The organism is Sphingomonas sp. TX0543 (assembly GCF_048565505.1).
Classification (GTDB): Bacteria; Pseudomonadota; Alphaproteobacteria; order Sphingomonadales; family Sphingomonadaceae; genus Sphingomonas.
Genome location: NZ_JBLZUS010000002.1, coordinates 3,357,501 through 3,377,182 on the forward strand (window position 1 = coordinate 3,357,501; position 19,682 = coordinate 3,377,182).

At 65.1% G+C, this 19,682-nt stretch carries 24 protein-coding genes and 1 tRNA gene; 9 read left to right on the forward strand and 16 right to left on the reverse strand.

Going from position 1 to position 19,682, the window contains the following annotated elements:
* Window positions 1-274: 274 nt before the first annotated feature.
* On the reverse strand, window positions 275-1,315 hold the full coding sequence (locus ACM61V_RS16695; protein WP_249341752.1) for a branched-chain amino acid aminotransferase: 1,041 nt from the start codon (window positions 1,313-1,315) through the stop codon (window positions 275-277).
* Window positions 1,316-1,419: 104 nt separating this feature from the next.
* Here ACM61V_RS16695 and ACM61V_RS16700 point away from each other — a divergent pair, with 104 nt between their 5' ends.
* A complete protein-coding gene (locus tag ACM61V_RS16700) occupies window positions 1,420-1,926 on the forward strand; it encodes a MarR family transcriptional regulator (RefSeq protein ID WP_419714278.1) in 507 nt (168 codons plus the stop codon).
* Window positions 1,927-1,934: 8 nt separating this feature from the next.
* On the opposite strand, the gene ACM61V_RS16705 is transcribed toward ACM61V_RS16700, so the two are convergent.
* The 5 genes from ACM61V_RS16705 to ACM61V_RS16725 form a co-directional block, all read right to left on the reverse strand.
* The gene (locus tag ACM61V_RS16705; RefSeq protein ID WP_137788460.1) at window positions 1,935-2,726 is read right to left on the reverse strand and encodes a pyrroline-5-carboxylate reductase family protein; all 792 of its coding nucleotides are present in this window, start codon (window positions 2,724-2,726) and stop codon (window positions 1,935-1,937) included.
* Window positions 2,726-3,238 carry a YbjN domain-containing protein gene (locus ACM61V_RS16710; RefSeq protein WP_171007702.1) on the reverse strand — a complete coding sequence of 171 codons (513 nt, stop codon included), beginning with the start codon at window positions 3,236-3,238 and terminating at the stop codon, window positions 2,726-2,728. Before ACM61V_RS16710 ends, ACM61V_RS16705 begins: the two co-directional genes overlap by 1 nt.
* A gap of 92 nt (window positions 3,239-3,330) precedes the next feature.
* A complete protein-coding gene (locus ACM61V_RS16715; protein ID WP_137788458.1) occupies window positions 3,331-3,588 on the reverse strand; it encodes an accessory factor UbiK family protein in 258 nt (85 codons plus the stop codon).
* Between the two features lie 23 nt (window positions 3,589-3,611).
* Complete coding sequence (locus tag ACM61V_RS16720) at window positions 3,612-4,133, reverse strand: TspO/MBR family protein (protein ID WP_419714279.1); 522 nt, start codon at window positions 4,131-4,133, stop codon at window positions 3,612-3,614.
* Window positions 4,134-4,245: 112 nt separating this feature from the next.
* Entirely contained in the window at window positions 4,246-4,980 is a 735-nt protein-coding gene (locus ACM61V_RS16725; protein WP_137788457.1) for a TlyA family RNA methyltransferase, read from the reverse strand.
* A gap of 175 nt (window positions 4,981-5,155) precedes the next feature.
* Here ACM61V_RS16725 and ACM61V_RS16730 point away from each other — a divergent pair, with 175 nt between their 5' ends.
* Complete coding sequence (locus tag ACM61V_RS16730) at window positions 5,156-5,827, forward strand: RBBP9/YdeN family alpha/beta hydrolase (protein WP_137788456.1); 672 nt, start codon at window positions 5,156-5,158, stop codon at window positions 5,825-5,827.
* Between the two features lie 3 nt (window positions 5,828-5,830).
* Here the strand turns inward: ACM61V_RS16730 and ACM61V_RS16735 are convergent, their stop codons facing one another.
* From ACM61V_RS16735 to ACM61V_RS16750, 4 genes are read right to left on the reverse strand one after another with little or no spacing between them, the layout of a single operon-like run.
* Entirely contained in the window at window positions 5,831-5,974 is a 144-nt protein-coding gene (locus ACM61V_RS16735; protein WP_171007700.1) for a hypothetical protein, read from the reverse strand.
* Entirely contained in the window at window positions 5,971-7,893 is a 1,923-nt protein-coding gene (dxs, locus tag ACM61V_RS16740; RefSeq protein ID WP_419714193.1) for a 1-deoxy-D-xylulose-5-phosphate synthase, read from the reverse strand. Before dxs ends, ACM61V_RS16735 begins: the two co-directional genes overlap by 4 nt.
* A 52-nt stretch (window positions 7,894-7,945) precedes the next feature.
* Window positions 7,946-8,422 carry a Fur family transcriptional regulator gene (locus ACM61V_RS16745; RefSeq protein ID WP_137788206.1) on the reverse strand — a complete coding sequence of 159 codons (477 nt, stop codon included), beginning with the start codon at window positions 8,420-8,422 and terminating at the stop codon, window positions 7,946-7,948.
* Between the two features lie 48 nt (window positions 8,423-8,470).
* Window positions 8,471-8,851, reverse strand: a complete 381-nt coding sequence (locus tag ACM61V_RS16750; protein ID WP_137788205.1) for a MerC domain-containing protein — start codon at window positions 8,849-8,851, stop codon at window positions 8,471-8,473.
* 109 nt (window positions 8,852-8,960) lie between these two features.
* On the opposite strand from ACM61V_RS16750, the gene ACM61V_RS16755 reads away from it, so the two are divergent.
* The 4 genes from ACM61V_RS16755 (at window position 8,961) to ACM61V_RS16770 (ending at window position 11,955) form a co-directional block, all read left to right on the forward strand.
* On the forward strand, window positions 8,961-9,989 hold the full coding sequence (locus ACM61V_RS16755; protein ID WP_137788204.1) for a COX15/CtaA family protein: 1,029 nt from the start codon (window positions 8,961-8,963) through the stop codon (window positions 9,987-9,989).
* A 177-nt stretch (window positions 9,990-10,166) separates the two neighbouring features.
* Window positions 10,167-10,646, forward strand: a complete 480-nt coding sequence (rplM, locus tag ACM61V_RS16760) for a 50S ribosomal protein L13 (protein ID WP_137788203.1) — start codon at window positions 10,167-10,169, stop codon at window positions 10,644-10,646.
* Window positions 10,646-11,194 (forward strand): 30S ribosomal protein S9, encoded by a 549-nt coding sequence (gene rpsI, locus ACM61V_RS16765; protein WP_419714194.1) that lies wholly within the window; start codon window positions 10,646-10,648, stop codon window positions 11,192-11,194. Before rplM ends, rpsI begins: the two co-directional genes overlap by 1 nt.
* Window positions 11,195-11,316: 122 nt before the next feature.
* On the forward strand, window positions 11,317-11,955 hold the full coding sequence (locus ACM61V_RS16770) for a retropepsin-like aspartic protease family protein (protein ID WP_137788201.1): 639 nt from the start codon (window positions 11,317-11,319) through the stop codon (window positions 11,953-11,955).
* Between the two features lie 11 nt (window positions 11,956-11,966).
* Here ACM61V_RS16770 and ACM61V_RS16775 read toward each other — a convergent pair whose 3' ends face one another.
* Genes ACM61V_RS16775 through lepA form a run of 4 tightly spaced genes read right to left on the reverse strand, consistent with a single transcriptional unit; the run spans window position 11,967 to window position 15,829 of the window.
* Entirely contained in the window at window positions 11,967-12,569 is a 603-nt protein-coding gene (locus ACM61V_RS16775; RefSeq protein WP_137788200.1) for an ATP-binding cassette domain-containing protein, read from the reverse strand.
* Window positions 12,559-13,245 carry a molybdate ABC transporter permease subunit gene (gene modB / locus ACM61V_RS16780; protein ID WP_171007678.1) on the reverse strand — a complete coding sequence of 229 codons (687 nt, stop codon included), beginning with the start codon at window positions 13,243-13,245 and terminating at the stop codon, window positions 12,559-12,561. Before modB ends, ACM61V_RS16775 begins: the two co-directional genes overlap by 11 nt.
* Window positions 13,245-14,000, reverse strand: a complete 756-nt coding sequence (gene modA / locus ACM61V_RS16785; RefSeq protein ID WP_137788198.1) for a molybdate ABC transporter substrate-binding protein — start codon at window positions 13,998-14,000, stop codon at window positions 13,245-13,247. The genes modB and modA overlap by 1 nt, the downstream gene beginning before the upstream one ends.
* Before the next feature lie 32 nt (window positions 14,001-14,032).
* The gene (lepA, locus tag ACM61V_RS16790) at window positions 14,033-15,829 is read right to left on the reverse strand and encodes a translation elongation factor 4 (RefSeq protein WP_137788197.1); all 1,797 of its coding nucleotides are present in this window, start codon (window positions 15,827-15,829) and stop codon (window positions 14,033-14,035) included.
* Window positions 15,830-15,989: 160 nt separating this feature from the next.
* Here lepA and ACM61V_RS16795 point away from each other — a divergent pair, with 160 nt between their 5' ends.
* The gene (locus ACM61V_RS16795; RefSeq protein WP_137788196.1) at window positions 15,990-16,958 is read left to right on the forward strand and encodes a CsgG/HfaB family protein; all 969 of its coding nucleotides are present in this window, start codon (window positions 15,990-15,992) and stop codon (window positions 16,956-16,958) included.
* Between the two features lie 12 nt (window positions 16,959-16,970).
* On the opposite strand, the gene ACM61V_RS16800 is transcribed toward ACM61V_RS16795, so the two are convergent.
* Both ACM61V_RS16800 and pnuC read right to left on the reverse strand, forming a co-directional pair.
* A complete protein-coding gene (locus ACM61V_RS16800; RefSeq protein ID WP_137788195.1) occupies window positions 16,971-17,522 on the reverse strand; it encodes an AAA family ATPase in 552 nt (183 codons plus the stop codon).
* On the reverse strand, window positions 17,519-18,094 hold the full coding sequence (pnuC, locus tag ACM61V_RS16805) for a nicotinamide riboside transporter PnuC (RefSeq protein WP_419714195.1): 576 nt from the start codon (window positions 18,092-18,094) through the stop codon (window positions 17,519-17,521). Before pnuC ends, ACM61V_RS16800 begins: the two co-directional genes overlap by 4 nt.
* Before the next feature lie 78 nt (window positions 18,095-18,172).
* On the opposite strand from pnuC, the gene ACM61V_RS16810 reads away from it, so the two are divergent.
* Together ACM61V_RS16810 and ACM61V_RS16815 are read left to right on the forward strand one after the other, a co-directional pair.
* Window positions 18,173-19,474, forward strand: coding sequence for an FAD-dependent oxidoreductase (locus ACM61V_RS16810; RefSeq protein WP_137788194.1), 1,302 nt, complete (start codon window positions 18,173-18,175; stop codon window positions 19,472-19,474).
* A 90-nt stretch (window positions 19,475-19,564) separates the two neighbouring features.
* A tRNA-Pro gene (locus ACM61V_RS16815) sits at window positions 19,565-19,641 on the forward strand.
* Window positions 19,642-19,682: the final 41 nt, after the last annotated feature.

Consider the following 19,682-nt stretch of genomic DNA (forward strand, 5'->3'; position numbering starts at 1 on the left):
AAACCGACGCCCTGCCCAACCCCTTTTCCTCGGGGCGGCCATAGCGCCTGATTTCCGGTGACCAACAAAGCAAACCAAATGGCCACCCCGTCGGTGAAACCCCTCTAGGCCCCACCACACCAACTCGTCAAACACTTTTTGCAATTTTGTTGCGGTCGACAGAGAAAAGTACGGTTTTCTGCCATTTTCCGTTCTCGCGGGCCGCCGACGGCCGCTCCCGGGCCGGCGAATCATCCACGCTCCGGTCCCCTTCCGGCGTAAGTTTCGTCAGCGGTCAGCCGATGCGGCGCAGCCAGTTGTGCGGGTCGGGCGAGCGACCGCGCTGGATGGCGGTGAGCTGCTCGAGAAAGCGCTGGGTCTTCTGCCCCATGCCACCGGCGCCGATCTGAAACGAATAGTCCGGCCCGGATACCTGCCCGATGGGCGTGACCACCGCAGCCGTCCCGCAGGCGAAACTCTCGACCAGCTTCCCGCTCTCCGCATCCGCGCGCCACTGATCGATGCCGTAGAGTTCTTCGCGCACCGCCAGCCCCTGATCGCGAGCGAGCGCGATGATCGAATCGCGGGTGATGCCCGGCAGGATCGTGCCGGTCAGCGGCGGCGTCACGATCGAGCCGTCCTCGAACACGAAGAAGATGTTCATGCCACCGAGTTCCTCGATCCAGCGCCGCTCCGCCGCGTCGAGGAACACCACCTGATCGCAACCGCGCCGAATCGCTTCGGCTTGGGCGACCAGGCTGGTCGCGTAATTGCCGCCGCACTTCGCCTCGCCGGTGCCGCCCGGGGCGGCTCGGCTGTAATCATGGCTGACCCACAGCGAAATCGGCTTCACCCCGCCCTTCCAGTACGAGCCGACCGACGATGCCAGCACCATGTAAAGATATTCGGACGACGGCTTCACCCCGAGAAACGCCTCACTGGCGATCATGAACGGGCGCAGGTAGAGCGAACCACCCTCGCTCGCCGGAATCCAGTCCCGATCGGCGCGCACCAGCGCCTCCACCGAACCGAGGAACAGATCGTCGGGAAGCTCCGGCATCGCCAGACGACGCGCCGAATTCCGGAACCGCTGGGCGTTCGCGTCCGGGCGGAACAGCGCAGCCGCGCCGTCTTCCATCCGATATGCCTTGAGGCCTTCGAAAATTTCCTGCGCGTAATGCAGCACGGCGGTGGCGGGATCGATCGTCAGCGTCGTCCGCGCAGTCACCTTCGCGTCATGCCAGCCCTTGTCATCCGACCAGCGCACGATCGCCATATGGTCTGTGTGAACGCGCCCGAATACCGGATCGACAAGACGCGTGGCACGCTCATTCACTGGCACCGGATTGGGGCTCGGCTCGAACGCGAATTGCAGGGTGACCTCCTGTCGATCTGGCGCGCATGAAGGGCGCGGTTGACGGTTGCGATCGGGTAGGGCCGATGGCAATGCCGGTCAACATGGCCGCCTCAACCCAACCCGCCTCCCCGCTTTTCCTGCGCGAACCCGAAATCCGTCGCGGTCTGGAGCTGCTCTATTTCGGCAACAGCCACGTCACGCGATCGATCGATCAGGGGCTGGCGCAGCAGGGATTGGGGCGCGCGCATCACCGCGCGCTGTATTTCATCGCGCGCCGCCCGAACATGGCCGTAAGCGACCTGCTCGCGCTGCTGGCAATCACCAAACAGTCGCTGGGGCGGGTGCTGAACGACCTGACGGAACGCGGTCTGGTGGAAAGCCGCCCCGGCGAGCGGGACCGGCGGCAACGTCTGCTGCGCCTGACCGAACCGGGGCGTGATCTGGAAAGCGGGCTGTACGAGGCGCTGCGCGAGAAAATGTCCGCCGCCTATTCGAATGCCGGGCAGGAAGCGGTGACCGGCTTCTGGGCGGTGCTTGAGGGATTGATTCCAGAGGAAGAACGCGAACGGGTCGAGGCGCTGCGCCGGTAAGGCGTGGCTCAGCCGCGCGCCGAGGCGGCCATCTCCTCGCCACGCGCCGCTGCGGCACGGAGCGTCTCGCGCACCAGCCGGTTGAGCGCTTCCCCCGCGTCCAGCACGTCGAGCCCGGCGCGTGTCATCCCGCCGGGGCTGGCGACGGCATCCGCCAGCGCGGCAGGTGCCCGCCCATCCGCACTGGCCAGCGCCGCCGCGCCGCGCACGGTGGCCAGCGCAAGCCGCGCGGCTTCTGCCTCGGGAAGGCCCATCGCCACTCCGGCCTGCCCCAGCGCGTCGATGAAGCGAAAGAGATAGGCCGGCCCGCAGCCGGACAAGGCTGCGGCGGCGGCATAAACCGCGCCTTCGGCCCAGATCACCTCGCCAAGCGGCGCGAGCAATGCGTCGACGACCGCGCGGGTGGCGCCGGATGCGGACGGCGCGTTCACCACGCACACGCCCTGCCCGAGGGCGACGGGAAGGTTCGGCATCACCGGCACGGGCACCGGGCCGGGAAAAGCCCGCGCCAGCACGGCCTCATCCACCCCGGCGAGCATGGACAGCAGGATCGGTGCCTGACGGACCTGCGAAGCATAGTGTCTGGCGGCGTCGGCCAATTGCTGCGGTTTCACGCCCAATACGACGATATCCGGGGCTTCTTCCGCGGGCAGCTCGCGCGACTGGTGCACGCCAGCCGGCAAAGCCCGATCGCGGCGGTTGACCACGTGCACATCGGCCGCGCGCACGGCGCCGCTTTCGATCCAGCGCGTGAGCATCGCTCCCGCCATGTTGCCGCAACCGACCATCCAGAGCCGCATCACGCCTCGCCCTGGGTCTCGATCAGCGCGGCGGCGATCGCCTCGCGCGGGGTCTTGCCGCCCCACAGCACGAACTGGAACACGGGATAGAAACGCTCGCACTCGTCGATCGCGGTTTCGACCAGCAATTCCGTCGCGCCGAGCGACATCACCTGTTCGCCGTCCTCGTCACCATCCACCACCATCGCATGGCGATAGAGCAGAATGCCGCTGGACGACCATAATTCGAAATGCCCGACCCACAATTGCTCGTTCACGAGCGTCAGCGCCTCGTAGATCGCGGCGCGGCGCTCCTCGGCCACCTTCACGTCCGGGAAGCACAGAAACTGGAGGACGCTGTCCTCCTCCCGCCAGAGGCCGCGCACTTCATATTCCGTCCAGCTGCCTTTTACGGTCGCGCTGATCTCGTCGTCGTGCCGCTCGTTGGTCCAGCCATGCGCGGCGAAATAGCGCTCGAGCATATCAAGCGGCGCGGAGGCCTCGTGGTCGTCTTCGGCTTCATCAAGCATCATCTGGCCCTTATCGCACGAAGGCCGACGCGGACGCAAAGCCCGCGACGGCCCGATCATGCGAAATCTGTGAATGTCGCTCTGGCAAAAGCGCCTTATGTGCCCGCTTTCGCCTGCGCGGCTTCCAGCTTGTCGAGCCGCGCCCGCAGTTCGTCCGCCTCGTCACGCGCGGCGATCGCCATGGCCTTCACCGCCTCGAATTCCTCGCGGCTGACGAAATCCAGCCCGCCGATCCATTCGCGCGCGCGATCCCGCGCGCCGGCCTGCGCCTCCCGCCCGACACCCGCGAACGTCCCTGCGGCACCGTTCACGAACTTCACGAAATCGTCGAATATCCGATTTTCGGATTGCATCAATGTCACCTTCCGGCTGGAACTCAGCCGATTACCTGGGATGTATGCGCGGCCGGCACAAGTGTTTCCGCTCCCGGGTTGAGTTGCCCGATCCGCCACGTGAGCACGCCGGCGAAGCTTACCCATATAAGATAGGGCAGCATCAGCCACGCAGCGATGGTGCGAATCCGGCCGAACAGCACGGTCGCGGCGATCGCGATCACCAGCAACGCGACCAGATCGGCAAGCGCGAGCCAGACTTGGTGGGCGCCGAAGAACAACGGCGTCCAGACGAGGTTGAGCGCCAGCTGTACCACGAACAGCGTGATCGCCAGCCCGCGCCCCCTGGCGCCGCGTGCGTGCAGGATCATGGCCAGCGCCACGCCGATCAGCACGTAGAGGGTCGTCCAGGCGACGGGGCAGAGCCAGTTGGGCGGGGTGACCTCGGGCTTTACAAGCGCCGCATACCAGGGGCTTTCCGAACCGACCGGCACACTCCGCCCGGAAAGAAAGCCAAGCAGCAGTATCAACGGGACGGTGACGACCGCCCAGCGCAAGAATGACAGGCGCAACTGCGCCCTTGACGCTAATCCTCCCACACCGCCTCCCTGTTTGTGGCGCGCCGAACCTGCCCTGCACCTTGGCCCGCGTAAACCACTTATCGCTTGCGGCAGTGCGTCAATCCCGGACAGCGGCGATCAGGAATTCAACATTTCCCTCCGGCCCGGTGATCGGGCTGCGCTCCGTGCCCAGCACGCGCCAGCCCCGCCCGGCAAGCCACGCGGCGACTTCATCGCAGACGCGCGCGTGGATCGCGGGATCGCGGACCACCCCGCCCTTCCCCACCTCGTCGCGACCCGCCTCGAACTGCGGCTTTATCAGCGCGAGCAGTCGCGCGCCCGGCGCGGTGAGCGTCAGCGGCACATCAAGCACCTTGGCAAGCGAGATGAAGCTCGCATCGCACACCACCAGATCCACCGGCGTCGGAACGTGTTCGCTCGTCAGGATCCGCGCGCTGGTCTGCTCATGTACGATCACGCGCGGATCCTGCCGCAGCTTCCACGCAAGCTGATTGGTGCCGCTGTCCACGGCATAGACCCGCACGGCGCCCCTCGTCAGCAGCACGTCGGTGAATCCGCCGGTCGAAGAGCCCACGTCGATTGCCGTCGCGCCCGCCACATCCCAGCCGAAATGATCCAGCCCATGTGCCAGCTTGATCCCGCCGCGCGACACCCAGGGATGATCGCGTCCCCGCACATCAAGCGCTGTGTCCGTATTGAGCTGCTGACCCGGCTTGTCGACCTTCCGATCGGCGATGAACACCAGGCCGGCCATGATGAGCGCCTGCGCCCGCGTACGCGATTCGGCGAGCCCGCGATCGACAAGCAATTGATCCGCACGCGCCTTTGCCATGCCTCGCTATCGCCTGCCGATCAGTTCGTCGCAAGCCGCCTTCGATCGGGCGCGCAGTATGGAACGACCTATTGCCTATTGGATTGGTCGGAATATCTTCAACCCGAGGTCGTGGGCTGGCTGCACCCTAGAGCGGCGGTTCACGGCCTCGCCCTGACGACGAGGAGTGGCCGTCATGAGTCCGTTCTCATCCGATCTTTCGCGCCGTCCCACGATCCTGACCGTTCCGGGCCTCAACGGGTCCGGCCCTGCGCATTGGCAGACGCTTTGGGAACAGTCGCGACCGGATACGTCGCGGATCGAACTTGGGATGTGGAACACGCCGCATCGCAACGCCTGGGTCACCAAGATCGATCAGGCGGTGTCGTCCGCGCGCGCGCCGGTGATCCTGGTCGGTCACAGTCTTGGCTGTATCGCAATCTCCTGGTGGGCGACGCTCAGTCCGCAGCCTTATGGCTGGCCCGTCGCCGGCGCGCTGCTGGTGGCGCCGGCGGATGTGGACCGCGCGGAGACGCCGTCCGAAATCGCCGGCTTCGCCCCCGTGCCGCGCACGTCGCTCCCCTTCCCGTCGATCGTCGCGGCGAGCACCGATGATCCGTGGGTCTCGATCGAGCGGGCCCACAGCTTGGCCGCGGACTGGGGCAGCCATTTTGTCGATCTCGGCGCGCACGGCCATGTCAATGCGGCGAGCGGGCTGGGATGGTGGCCGGAGGGTCAGGAGTTGCTCGAACGCGTGATGGACGCGTCCGGCGGTCCGCGGGGTGAAGCCCGGTCTCCGGGAGACGCGCGCGCGATTCTCGCCCGGGAGGCGCGGCTCACCGCTGACAATCATCTCCCGGCCTCGTGAGGTTCAGCGATGATCGTCCGTCGATGAAACGCCGGGCGTCTCGCGCATGCGGGCGGCCCGCAAGCGCCGCCAAAGCGAAAGGTTGAAACAGGCCAGTGCGATGGTCATCAGTGCGGTGGCGAGGATGACCTTTGACCAGCCGGTCACGCTGTGGCGCCGACGGTGTCGGCCTCGTTCCATCGGAGTGCGGTGAGGACGGTCTTGACGATATGGTCGGCGTCGAGGCCGGCCTGGGCATATTGCGCTTCGGGTTTGTCGTGATCCTGGAAGATGTCGGGCAGGCGCATGGTGCGCAGCCTGAGCCCGGCGTCGATCAGCCCGGCGTCGGAGGCGAACGTCAGCACATGTGCGCCCAGCCCGCCGATCGCGCCTTCCTCGATCGTCACCGCCACCTCGTGCGTGGTCAGCAGCCGCCGGATCAGTTCCTCGTCCAGCGGCTTGGCGAACCGCAGGTCCGCCACCGTCGTCGACAGGCCCTTCGCCTCCAGCGCATCGGCCGCCTTCAGCGCCTCCGCCAGCCGCGTGCCCAGCGACAGGATCGCCACCGTCTTGCCCTCGCGCACCACCCGGCCCTTGCCGATCGCCAGCCGCTCCGGCACCGCCGGCAACGCCGCGCCCGTGCCGTTGCCGCGCGGATAGCGCACCGCGATCGGCCCTGCATCATGCTCCACACAGGTGTGGACCATATGCACCAGTTCCGCCTCGTCCGCCGCCGCCATCACCACGAAGTTCGGCAGCGAGGCCAGATAGGTCACGTCGAAGCTGCCCGCGTGCGTCGCCCCGTCCGCGCCGACCAGCCCCGCCCGGTCGATCGCGAAGCGCACCGGCAGGTTCTGGATCGCCACGTCATGCACCACCTGGTCATAGGCGCGCTGCAGGAACGTCGAATAAATCGCGCAGAACGGCCGCATCCCCTGCGCCGCAAGCCCCGCCGCGAACGTCACGCCATGCTGCTCGGCGATCCCCACGTCGAACGCGCGCGCCGGGTGCCGCTTCGCGAACCGGTCCACCCCGGTGCCCGACGGCATCGCCGCCGTGATCACGCACACCCGCGGATCGCGATCCGCCGCGTCCGCCAGCGCATCGCCGAACACGTTCTGATAGGCCGGCGGGCCCGGCGGCGCCTTCGCCTGCGCGCCCGTTATCACGTCGAACTTCTGCACCCCGTGATATTTGTCCGCCGCCGCCTCCGCCGGGGCATAGCCCTTGCCCTTCTTCGTCACCACATGGACGAGGATCGGCCCCTCCTCGGCATCGCGGACATTCTCCAGCACCGGGATCAGATGATCCAGATTGTGCCCGTCGATCGGCCCGACATAGTAAAAGCCCAGCTCCTCGAACAACGTGCCGCCCATCGTCATCCCGCGCGCGAACTCGTCGGTCTTGCGCGCGGCATTGTGGAACGGGCGCGGCAGCCGCCGCGCGATCCGCTTCATCACCTCGCGCAGCGACAGGAACTCGCGGCTCGACACGATCCGCGACAGATACGCCGACAGCCCCCCCACCGGCGGCGCGATCGACATGTCGTTGTCGTTCAGGATCACCACCAGCCGGTTGCCCGCGCTCTCCGCGTTGTTCATCGCCTCATAGGCCATGCCCGCCGACATCGCCCCGTCGCCGATCACCGCGATCGCCTTGCCCGGCGCTCCCGACAGCCTGTTCGCGATCGCAAACCCCAGCGCCGCCGAAATCGACGTCGACGAATGCGCCGCGCCGAACGGATCATACTCGCTCTCGCTGCGCTTCGTGAAACCCGAAAGACCCCCGCCCTGCCTCAGCGTGCGGATCCGCGCGCGCCGACCCGTCAGGATCTTGTGCGGATAACATTGATGCCCGACATCCCAGATCAGGCGATCCCGCGGCGTATCGAACACGTAATGAAGCGCCGTCGTCAGCTCCACAACCCCAAGGCCAGACCCCAGATGACCACCCGTCTGGCCCACCGCCGAAATCACCTCCAGCCGCAGCTCATCCGCCACCTGACGAAGATCAGACGCCGAAAGCAAACGCAAATCCGCCGGCTCTGCTATCCTGTCCAGCAACGGCGTCTCAAATATTCCAGTCATCCGCCGCTATTACTCCACGCAAAAACCAGTGTCGATTGCGACAATTCGAAGATCAGCTGGCTACGCGCGCGCAATCTGCGCAGATGCCGCGCACTTCGATCACCGGTCGCTCCGGCGAAAACCCGGCGGCTTCGGCGGCCTGCCTTACCGCCCGGGTAAGCTTGTCGTCATCGAGATGCGTCGTCTGCCCACATGAATCACACACCAGGAATATGCAGTCGTGTCGACAATCAGGATGCGTGTTGGCGACATAGGCATTGGCGCTTTCCACCCTACGCGCGAGATTGGCACCGACGAAGAGATCGAGGATGCGATAGATGCTGTTTGCCGCGATCCGCCTCCCCTCTCGCTTCGATACCGCATCGGCAATGTCATAAGCGGAAGCTGGCTTGTCGAATCCGGCAAGAGCATCAAACACGCTGGCGCGCATCATGGTCCATTGCTCGCCGGAGCGTTCGAGCGTCTTTTGCGCGGCGCGGGTCAGGTCCTCGCCGCGCGATTCGTGGTGCTGGTGGGCATGGCCGGGCATTGTCGGGAAATAGGCCGGAGCAGGCGACGCTACAACCCGCGGCGCTTATCAGTTCTCCGCCCGGCGGTTCAGATCGTGGCCGAAGGCGAGAATGCCGACGCCCACCACGGTCCATAGCGATTCGGCATGCCCGCCATCGTGCGGGAGCGACAGCGCCCCCATCATGATGCCCAATCCTAGCGAGCCCATCGCGAGCGGCATCAGATACCCGTGATGGATCACCCCACGGATCAGCGCGATCGCGCCCAGCCCGATGGCGACTGTCAATCCCACCTCGTGAAAGATCGGGTTGCCGAGCATTCCCCCGACGGTCGAAAGCATCGCGAGCAATACCGCACTCGCCAGGCAATGCACGACGCACAATCCTGACAGCATGATCGCCAGCCGATCTAGCGTCCCAAATCGACCGAGGCGAGTCGCGTTTCCCATTCGGCAGTCGATGTAGAACAGCAGGAGAGATGTTACAATATCACATCGGTAAAATCGTGTCGTGCCGGCTCGGCTTGGCAGGGTTGCCGGGCTCCGCTAGTGCGGAGCCATGTTGCAGCCTACACCGGGATACGTCTCCACCGCGCGCCCGGCGGCGCTTGCCCGCTGGCTATGGTGTGTCGCGGCCCTTATTGTTGCCATGGTAGTTGTTGGCGGCATCACCCGGCTGACCGAATCCGGCCTGTCAATCACGCAGTGGAAGCCGATCAGCGGCATCATTCCGCCACTGAACGACGCACAATGGCAGGCCGAGTTCTCAAACTACCAGAAAATCCCCGAATATCAGCAGCTAAACAAGGGGATGACGATCGCCGGCTTCAAGGCGATCTTCTTCTGGGAATATATCCATCGCGTGCTCGGCCGTGTAATCGGACTTGCATTCGCGCTGCCGCTGATCTGGTTCGCGTTCAGACGGCAGATACCACGCGGCTATGGCTGGCGATTGAGCGCGATCCTCGCGCTGGGCGGCCTGCAGGGAGCGATCGGCTGGTGGATGGTCAGCTCCGGCCTGTCGGTTCGCACGGATGTCAGCCATATTCGCCTTGCGGTGCATCTGCTGACCGCGCTGTTCATCCTGGCCGGCATCGTCTGGACAGCGCTCGATCTTCGGGAACAGACGCATGATCCGCTCGCGCGGCCTGCCCGTCTGAGCCCCCCCGTCGCGTTAGTGCTGCTGCTGCTTGGCGCTCAGATCATGTATGGCGCTTTCACCGCCGGGCTAGACGCGGGCTACGCCTTTTCAAGCTGGCCGCTCATGGGCGACGAGCTATTCCCCTCGAACGTGCAGATGCTGACACCGGCGTTGAGCAATGCCATCGACAACCCCATCGTCGTTCAGTTCATTCACCGCTGGCTCGCATTTCTGGCCGCGGGCGGGCTGTTCTGGCTAGCGCTGCGCGCCGGGCGGCCGGCCGGGAACGCTGTAGTGCTGCTTGTCGTGCTCCAGATATCGCTCGGCATTGCGACACTGCTGAGCGGGGTTCAGATCGGCATTGCGGTAGCGCATCAGGCAAATGCCGCGCTGCTTCTGATCGCATCGGTATCGGCATCTCACGCGATCGGCGCTCGGCGACGGTAGCTGCGAGAAGAGGCGGCCATCACACCGAAAAGCGCCATTCAAATTTAACGGGTAAAATAATACCTGTCGCGGATCGCCCGGAAATCTTGACTTCCCGATACTGCTGACGCATTGACCGGCGGTCGGCGCTGCGCCCGTGGGCGCGGCGTCCTTTTGTTTTGATGAGGTCAAACAGCCATGAAGGCGCTGATGAAGACCACCAAGTCGGCCAAGCCGCACGAGGTGGAGAAGAAATGGCATATCGTCGATGCCAGCGGCCTGGTGGTCGGTCGCGCGGCGGTGGTTATCGCAAATGTCCTGCGCGGCAAGCACAAGACGAGCTTCACCCCCCACGTTGATTGTGGTGACAATGTCATTGTCATCAACGCCGACAAGATTCGTTTCACCGGCAAGAAGCTGGCTGACAAGATCTATTACAAGCACACCGGCTATGCCGGCGGCATCAAGGGAATCACCGCGGGCAAGGTGCTGGAAGGCCGCTTCCCCGAGCGCGTGCTCGAAAAGGCCGTTGAGCGCATGATCCCGCGTGGGCCGCTCGGTCGCCAGCAGATGCGCAACCTGCGCATCTTCGCGGGCAGCGAGCATCCGCACGAAGCGCAGAACCCGGAGCCGCTCGATATCGCCGGCATGAACCGCAAGAACAAGGTGGGCGCATAATGTCCGACAATCGCCAGTCCCTCGCCGATCTCGGCGCCGCCCTCGCGCATCAGCACGACGCAGCCGTCGCAGCGTCCGATGAAAAGGCCGAGGCCTATCTCGACGGCAAGATCGACGAGCCGGTTCAGCGCGGCCCGCTGCGCGCGCAGGAAATCGACAAGCAGGGTCGTGCCTATGCCACCGGGCGCCGCAAGGACGCCGTCGCGCGCGTCTGGCTGAAGCCGGGCTCGGGCAAGATCACGATCAACGGTCGCGATCAGGAAATCTATTTCGCGCGCCCGACGCTGCGCCTCGTCATCAACCAGGTGTTCGGCATCACCGAGCGTGAGGGCCAGTATGACGTGGTCTGCACCGTCAAGGGCGGCGGACTGTCGGGCCAGGCAGGCGCGGTGAAGCATGGCATCAGCCAGGCGCTCACCAAGTATGAACCGGCACTGCGTTCGCCAGTGAAGGCCGCCGGCTTCCTCACCCGTGACAGCCGCACGGTGGAACGTAAGAAGTACGGCCGCGCGAAGGCGCGCCGCAGCTTCCAGTTCTCGAAGCGCTGAGCGAACTGCTCCGGCAGCGCCGGGGTTATTGCAATCGCAACCGATCGAGGCGGTCCGGCAACGGGCCGCCTTTTTCGTATCCGGTCATCCTGCGTACAGCGACGTGCAGCTAGCGCCGCTGCATGCCCGCCAGCCTAGATCTCGCCCAGCATCTGCCGGTCGCCGCGCTGCTGATCGCCGTGCTGCTGCTGGCCGCTTTTCTTCGGCGAATTCCGATCGTCGGCCGTCTTTTCGATCTGTCGCTGCTGCTGGGGCTGGCGTTCATCCTGGCGACGCTCGTCGATCAACGCGGGCGCACGAATCCCTATGTCGCCAGCATCATGCGCGCACTCAATCTCGCCCCGACTGCCGAGCAGGTGACGGGCAAAGAAACACGCGTTCGCATGTCGCCGGACGGACACTTTTGGGTAACCGTCCGGTTCGGCGATACGACGCGACGAATGCTGGTGGACAGCGGCGCGACAGTGACTGCTTTGTCGGCTGACAGCGCCAGCGATGCCGGGCTGGATGTTCAGCAACCGGCGTTGCCGATACTGATACGTACCGCAAACGGCACGATTCACGCGCAAACATCCACCATCGATGAAATGCGATTGGGCAATGTCGTGGCGCGCGCGCTGCCGGTAGTTGTCTCCCCGGCGTTCGGCGATGTCGACGTGCTGGGAATGAATTTCCTGTCCCGGCTGCAATCATGGCGCGTCGAGGGTAACACGCTGATCCTCGTTCCGCATCACCCGCAAGAACGGCCGGCCGCAGCGTAATCCCGGCAGGATTACATCCGCACGATGACGTCGGCGAGCCGCTCGGCTTCAGCTTCGTCGTGCGTCACCAGCAGCAGCGGCACGGCAGTGTCATCGCGGACCCGCTCGATCAATCGCATCGCCTCTTCCCGCCGCGCGCGGTCAAGCGACGAGAGGGGCTCGTCTAACAGCAGGAACTGCGGCCCGGAGAGGAGCACGCGACCGATCGCCACCCGCCGTGCCTCGCCACCGGATAGCGCACGCGGCCAGCGATCGAGCAGGTGTGCGACGTCGAGAGACTCGGCGATCGACAGCAGCCGCCCCGTGCCGGTCGCGCCGTAAAGAAGGTTCCGGCGGACATCGAGGTGCGGAAACAATCGCGCGTCCTGAAACACATAGCCGGCCCGCCGACGATGCACAGGCACATCCACCCGAGTCGCACGATCGGAAAGCAGCCGGCCATCGATCCGCACATGGCCATGATCCGGGCGCAACAGCCCCGCGATCATATCCAATACGCTTGTTTTCCCTATCCCCGACGGACCTACCAGCGCCACCGCGCGCGCATCGGTGGCGAATGCGGTGGCGATCAGCGCATCCCCACGGCGCAGCGTCAGGTCGATGTCAAAGGACATTCACGCCCCGTCCCGCCCGCCGAGCGAGCCATTCAGACGTCAACAGCGCAATCAGACTGATGGCGACGGAAATAGCGGCGAGGCGCCACACGGCGCCCTCCCCGCCCGGTCGCTGCAATGCTGAATAGATCGCGAGCGGCAGCGTCTCCGTTTCGCCCGGCACGTTCGAGACGAAGGTGATCGTTGCGCCGAACTCCCCGAGCGCACGGGCGAACGCCAGCATTGCTGCGGCCAGCACCCCTGGCCAGCACAACGGCAGGGTGACGGTGCGAAAAGTGCGCCAGCGCCCCGCCCCGAGCGTCCGCGCGGCATCCTCGAGGCGCCGGTCGACCGCCTCGAGTGAAAGGCGGATCGCACGCACCGCGAGCGGCAGAGCCATAACCCCCGCAGCGATCGCCGCGCCCGTCCAGCGAAACAGCAACGTCACGCCAAACCAGTTCAGCAACGGCCCGCCGAGCGGCCCCGTCGGGGCGAACGCGAGCAACAAAAGCCAGCCAGTCACCACCGGCGGCACGACCAGCGGCAGATGGATCACCGCATCGAGCAGGGTTCGCCCAGGAAACTTTCGCCGCGCCAGGAGATAGGCGAGCGCGAACGCGACCGGCAGGACGGATAGCGTTCCCACGCCGCCAACGAGCAACGACAGCCTGACGATCGGCCAGATGCCCTCCGCCATCAGGGGCGCAGGAAGCCGAAGCGAGCGAAGGTAGCGCGGCCCTGCGTGCTGATGAGAAAATGCCTAAAAGCTTCGGCGGCAGGATTGCGAGAGTTTACCAGGCGCGCGATCGGGTAGCGAATTGGCGGGTGGCTTGAGGCCGGGAAGATGCCGGCGATCCGCACCTTGGGCGAGGCGCGCGCATCCGTTTCGTAGACGATTCCGAACGGCGCCGCGCCGCGCTCCACCAGGGCCAGCGCCGCGCGGACATTTTCGGCGCGCACGATATGCGGCGCAACTGCAGACCACGCCCCGAGCTTTTCCAGCGCCGCCTGCCCGTATTTCCCGGCCGGGACGGCGGCCGGATCGGCCATCGCCACGGCGCCTTGTGCCAGCACCGCGCCGAGCGTCCGTAGGGTTATGCGCGTTCGGGCATGGGCCGGTTCAATCACCACCAGCCGATTGCCGACAAGATCGACCCGCGTGCCGCGCGCGAGCAGCCCTTTTGCCGCCAGAGCATCCATCCATTCTTCGTCGGCCGAAACAAACAAGTCCGCCGGCGCGCCCGCGATCAGCTGCCGCGCGAGCGCGGATGAGGCGGCAAAGGAAATCACAGGCCGCGCATGCCCGGCGCGCGCCCATGCATCCGCCGCGGCGTTCATCGATTCCTGCAGCGATGCGGCGGCGAGCACCAAAGGTGCACGCTCCTGCGCGGCAACCGGCAGGGCTAACAGCGCGAGCACCATCGCGACAAAGGCGGCCAGGCGCCGCGTCATGCTCCCGCTCATGTGATTGCGGAAGCGCGGCCTCATCCCTCGTCACCCATGCGCAGCGCGGCGATAAACGCCTCCTGAGGGATCTGCACCGAGCCGTATTCGCGCATCCGCTTCTTGCCTTCCTTCTGCTTGTCCAGCAGCTTGCGCTTGCGGCTGATATCGCCGCCATAGCATTTCGCAGTCACGTCCTTGCGCATCGCGGCGATCGTTTCGCGCGCGATCACCTTGCCGCCGATCGCCGCCTGGATCGGAATCTTGAACAGGTGCCGCGGGATCAGATCCTTCAGCCGCTCGCACATCCCGCGCCCGCGCGTCTCCGCCGTCCCGCGATGGACGATCATGCTGAGCGCATCGACCGGCTCGTTGTTGACGAGGATGCTCATCTTCACGAGATCACCATCGCGATAACCGATCTGGTGATAGTCGAAACTGGCATAGCCGCGGCTGATCGATTTCAGGCGATCATAGAAATCGAACACCACCTCATTGAGCGGCAGCTCATAGGTAACCTGCGCGCGGCCGGCGACATAGGTAAGGTTCTTCTGGATACCGCGCCGATCCTGGCACAGCTTCAGGATCGAGCCGAGATATTCGTCAGGGCAATAGATGGTGGCTTCGATCCATGGCTCGGCAATGCTCTGGATCTTGTTGGGATCGGGCATGTCCGCCGGATTGTGCAGTTCGATATGGCCTGCGCCATGCGTCAGCTCGATCTGATAGACCACGCTCGGCGCGGTGGTGATGAGATCGAGGTCATATTCGCGCGTCAGCCGTTCCTGAATGATTTCGAGGTGCAGCAGGCCCAGGAAACCACAGCGGAAACCGAAGCCAAGCGCCGCGGAGGTTTCCATTTCGAAGCTGAAAGAGGCGTCGTTGAGCCGCAGCTTGCTGATCGATTCGCGCAGCTTCTCGAAATCGTTCGCGTCGACCGGAAACAGGCCGCAGAAGACGACCGGCTGCACTTCCTTGAAGCCAGGCAGCGCCTGCGTCGCCGGGCGTTTCGCATCGGTGAGCGTATCGCCGACGCGAGCCTGCGCGACATCCTTGATCTGCGCGGTGATGAACCCGATCTCGCCGGGGCCGAGATCGGACAATTGTTCTATTTTGGGACGGAAGCAGCCGACGCGGTCGACGAGATGCTGGGTGCCGGCCTGCATGAACGTAACCTGCTGGCCCTTGCGCAGCACACCGTCGATCACGCGGACGAGGATGACGACGCCGAGGTAAGGATCGTACCAGCTATCGACGAGCATCGCCTTCAGCGGCGCGGACGCATCGCCCTTCGGCGCCGGAATGCGCTCCACCACCGCATCGAGAATCTCGTCGATGCCGATGCCGGACTTGGCCGAGGCGAGAATCGCATTTGATGCATCCAGCCCGATGACATCCTCGATCTCAGTCCGCACCTTCTCCGGCTCGGCGGCGGGCAGATCGATCTTGTTGATGACGGGCACGATCTCGTGATCGTGTTCGATTGACTGATAGACGTTGGCAAGCGTCTGTGCCTCCACGCCCTGCGCGGCATCCACCACCAGCAACGCGCCCTCGCAGGCAGCCAGGCTGCGCGACACCTCATAAGCGAAATCGACATGCCCCGGCGTGTCCATGAGGTTGAGAACATGGCCCTTCCATTCAAGCCGCACCGTCTGCGCCTTGATGGTGATGCCTCGTTCCTTCTCAATCTCCATGTTGTCGAGCACTTGCGCGGACATTTCGCGATCGGAGAGCCCGCCGGTGCGCTGGATCAACCGATCTGCAAGCGTGGACTTGCCATGATCGATGTGGGCGATGATCGAAAAATTGCGAATGCGGTCGAGCGGCGTTGTCATGATGATAGCGCCTCTAGGCGGCGGCGCGACACGCGTCAAAGCCCCCGCTGGCCACTCGCTACGGCTGATGTTAAGCCGATGGGAACAAAGATGTGAACATCAGGGGCCGCATCGTTCTGTCTTGCGCCGCATGTGACGGCGTTACTCGGGGAGTGAGAAAATGTTGAGGAACTTCGCGTTGATCGCCGCAGGGTCGGCGATCGCACTGGTTGCGACGCCGGCCGGCGCCCAGAAGCTTGCCAAGCCTTCCGCCGGCCAGCGGCTCCAGGAGCAGACCGCGAATGACGTGCCGCGGTGCTTCCGCAAGCTCGGCACGCTCTCGATCGTAGATGGTGACGACCCTCGCCCGTGGACGCAATACAGCCTGGCTGCGCCCTCGAAGTTGCTGAAGGTGCTCGTGCAGCGTTCGGGCTGCTTCAATCTGGTCGATCGCGGCAGCGGGCTGCAGGCCGCGCAGCGCGAGCGAGATATCGGTGCGGACCTTGGGCTGCAGCGTCGCTCAAACGTCGGTCAGGGCCAGATCAAGGCTGCCGATTACGTTCTGGTCGCCGAAATCCAGGGCGCGAACTCCAATGTTTCAGGCGGCGGCGCGGCTGCGGGGATCGGCGGGCTGGTGGGCGGCCGCTTCGGCGGGCTGCTCGGCGGGATCGGCAGCAAGAAGATGGAGGCGAACACCGTCCTTTCGATCACCAACGTCCGCACCACCGAAACGCTTGCAACCACCGATGGCTATGCCGCGAAGAACAATCTGACGTTCGGCGCCGGCGGCGGCGTGGGCTTCTTCGGCGGCGGTGCGGCGGCCGTCGGCGGCGGCTATGACAACACCGATATCGGCCGGATCGTCACCCTGTCTTTCATCCAGGCCTATTCGAAGCTGGTGAACGAGCTCGGCCTGGTCCAGCCCGGGCAGCAGGGCACGGCCGAAGCGGCACCGACCAAGAGCTTTACCGCGCAAGGCCCGGTCGCGCTCCATGCCACCGCACTCGCCACGTCCAAGACGATCCGCACGCTGCCGCCGGGCACGATCGTCTATCCGACCGGCAACAAGAACGGTCTGTGGTGGGAAGTCGCCGACGAGAATGACAATGTCGGCTGGGTGCTCAATTCGCGGCTCGCGCCATCACGTTGACCGGACGACCGCTCAGGCCCGGCGCGCGATGCGCTCCGGGTCTGGTGCCGCGCCGGCCCGGGCGATGGCATCGAGCACATGCTCGTAACGTGCTTCCCCGGATCCGCTGATCGTCTCCCAGCGTACGCCGCGACGATCCAGTTCAGCCTTCGAAAGATCGAAGAATCGCTGGCGCTCACCCGCGCTGCCGAATATCCGCGTGCCGTCTTCGATCCACGGCAAATCGATATCGAACAGCAGATAGAGATCGGCGGTATTGTCCCACCGCGCAAACCATGGATCGCGGCGGCCGAACAGCATGTCCGCCCACACCGCACTCATCAGGGCGTCGGTATCCACGATCACGGGAAACTGGCCGGCATCGCATGCGGCACGCACCTGCAAGTCCTGCGTGTGCGCGATCATCACCAGATCGGACATGGTGAGATCGACGCCGTAACGCTCGCAATAGGTGCGCCCGAATTCCGCCACCACTGGCGTGCCGAATTCCCGCGCCAATCGGATGGTCGTGGTGGATTTGCCAGTACTTTCCGGGCCGTGCAGGCAGACAGTCCGCGGCATCATGCGGGCAATGGCCCGCCAGCTACGCGATGCTCGGCGCGCCGCCAGTCGAACAATCCCCAACAGGCCAGCGCCAGATAGATCACGTAAAGCCCCGCAAACAGATACAAGCCCTTGGTCAGATACAGTGGGACCGAGGCAAGGTCCACGGCGATCCAGATCAGCCAGTTCTCGATCCGTCGCTGCGCCATCAGCAACTGTGCCGAGACGCTGGCGATCGCGATTCCGGCGTCCCACCAGGGATAGGACGCATTGGTGAAGCGATGCATCAGCGCGCCCCAGGCGATTGCGGCGGCAAGACCGCCGATCATCCATCCGCCGCGTTGCGCGGCGCTCATCCGCTCGACCGAGACCTCGCCAGAACGCGCGCGGGAGCGCCACCAGTTAAACCAGCCATAGATGTTCGCGATCACGAAAAAGCCCTGGAGCAGCGCATCGCTGTATAGTCGGGTTTCGAACACCACGACACCGATCAGCACGACCGATCCGATCGCGATAGGGAACGTCCACACGCTGCGTCTCGCCGCCAATGCGACGCACGCCACCCCCAGGACCGTCGCGACCGATTCGAGCATCGACATTGCCATGGCGATAAGCAGCTTGCCCTCCCTCGCCAAGCGGTTAGCATCCCGCGGGACAAGGAGAGACGCAATATGCGCCACGTCGCCGTGATCGGGTCAGGCCCCGCAGGCTATTACACTGCGGAAGCCTGTCAAAAGACGTTCGGCGACGATGTCCGCGTCGACATCATCGATCGCCTGCCAGTGCCCTATGGCTTGATCCGCACCGGGGTCGCGCCGGATCACCAGTCGATCAAGGCGGTTTCCAGGCGGTACGAAGCGACCGCGCTCAGCGACAATGTCCGCTTCGTCGGCAATGTCGCGGTGGGGCGGGACGTCTCGATCCCGGAATTGCGCGACCTTTATGATGCGGTCGTGCTGGCGACCGGGGCGCCGCATGATCGCCCGCTCGGCATACCCGGCGACGATCTGCCCGGCGTGATCGGGTCCGCCGCGTTCGTCGGCTGGTATAACGGTCACCCCGATTTCGCCGACCTCGCGCCGCCGCTGGAGGGCCCGGGCGCGGTTATCGTCGGCGCGGGCAATGTCGCGCTGGATGTGGCGCGTATCCTTGCCAAGACAAGCGACGAATTTGCGGGATCCGATATCGTCAAGCACGCGCTCGAAGCGCTCGGGCCGCACGCGATCACCGATGTCACGATCCTTGCGCGGCGCGGGCCGCACGAGATCGCGATGACGCCCAAGGAACTTGGTGAGCTTGGCCATCTCAGCAGAGCGACGCCGCTCGTCGACAGCGCGGACCTGCCGTCGATCGACACGGATGCCGCGCTGGAGCCGGGGTTGCGCAAGTCGGTGAGCCACTTGCGCGCCTTCGCCGGGAACCGCCCTGCCTCGCCCGTTTCGATCACGTTCGATTTCTTCGCCATGCCGCTCGCGATCAAGGGCAACGGCAAGGCCGAGCGCGTGGTCGTCGAGCGGACCCGCGTGGATGAAGATGGCCGCGCGGTGGGCACCGGGGAGACCTATGAAATTCCGGCCAGACTGGTTGTCAGTTGCATCGGATATCGCACGCCGCCGATCGAGGGCGTGCCGTATGACGCGAGGCTCGGGCGCTTCGCCAATGACGAAGGGCATATCGCGCCGGGGCTTTACGCCGTCGGCTGGGCGCGGCGCGGGCCAACCGGCACGATCGGCACCAACCGGCCCGACGGGTTCATGATCGCCGACAGGATCGCATCGGAAACCCCCGGCGACAGCGGAAAAGCCGGTCGCGTGGGGCTGGATGCGCTACTCGCCGAACGTGCGGTGGATGTCGTCACGTTTCGCGACTGGCAGGAGATCGAGCGCTCCGAAATAGCCAACGCCCGGGATGGCGCCCCGCGCGAGAAGTTCACCACCCTGGACGCGATGCTTGCAGCCCGCGCGCCAATATGAATACGCAGCTTGCGCAGCCCAAATCCGCTGGCTATAGGCGCGCCTCCAGCGACCGGTAGGCCCCCGAAAGGCCGATGACCGATACTCCGTCGGGGAGTAGCTCAGCCTGGTAGAGCACTGCCTTCGGGAGGCAGGGGCCGGAGGTTCGAATCCTCTCTCCCCGACCATCATTCATTCGGCGATGCGCCTGACCTCAACCCCTGCGCGA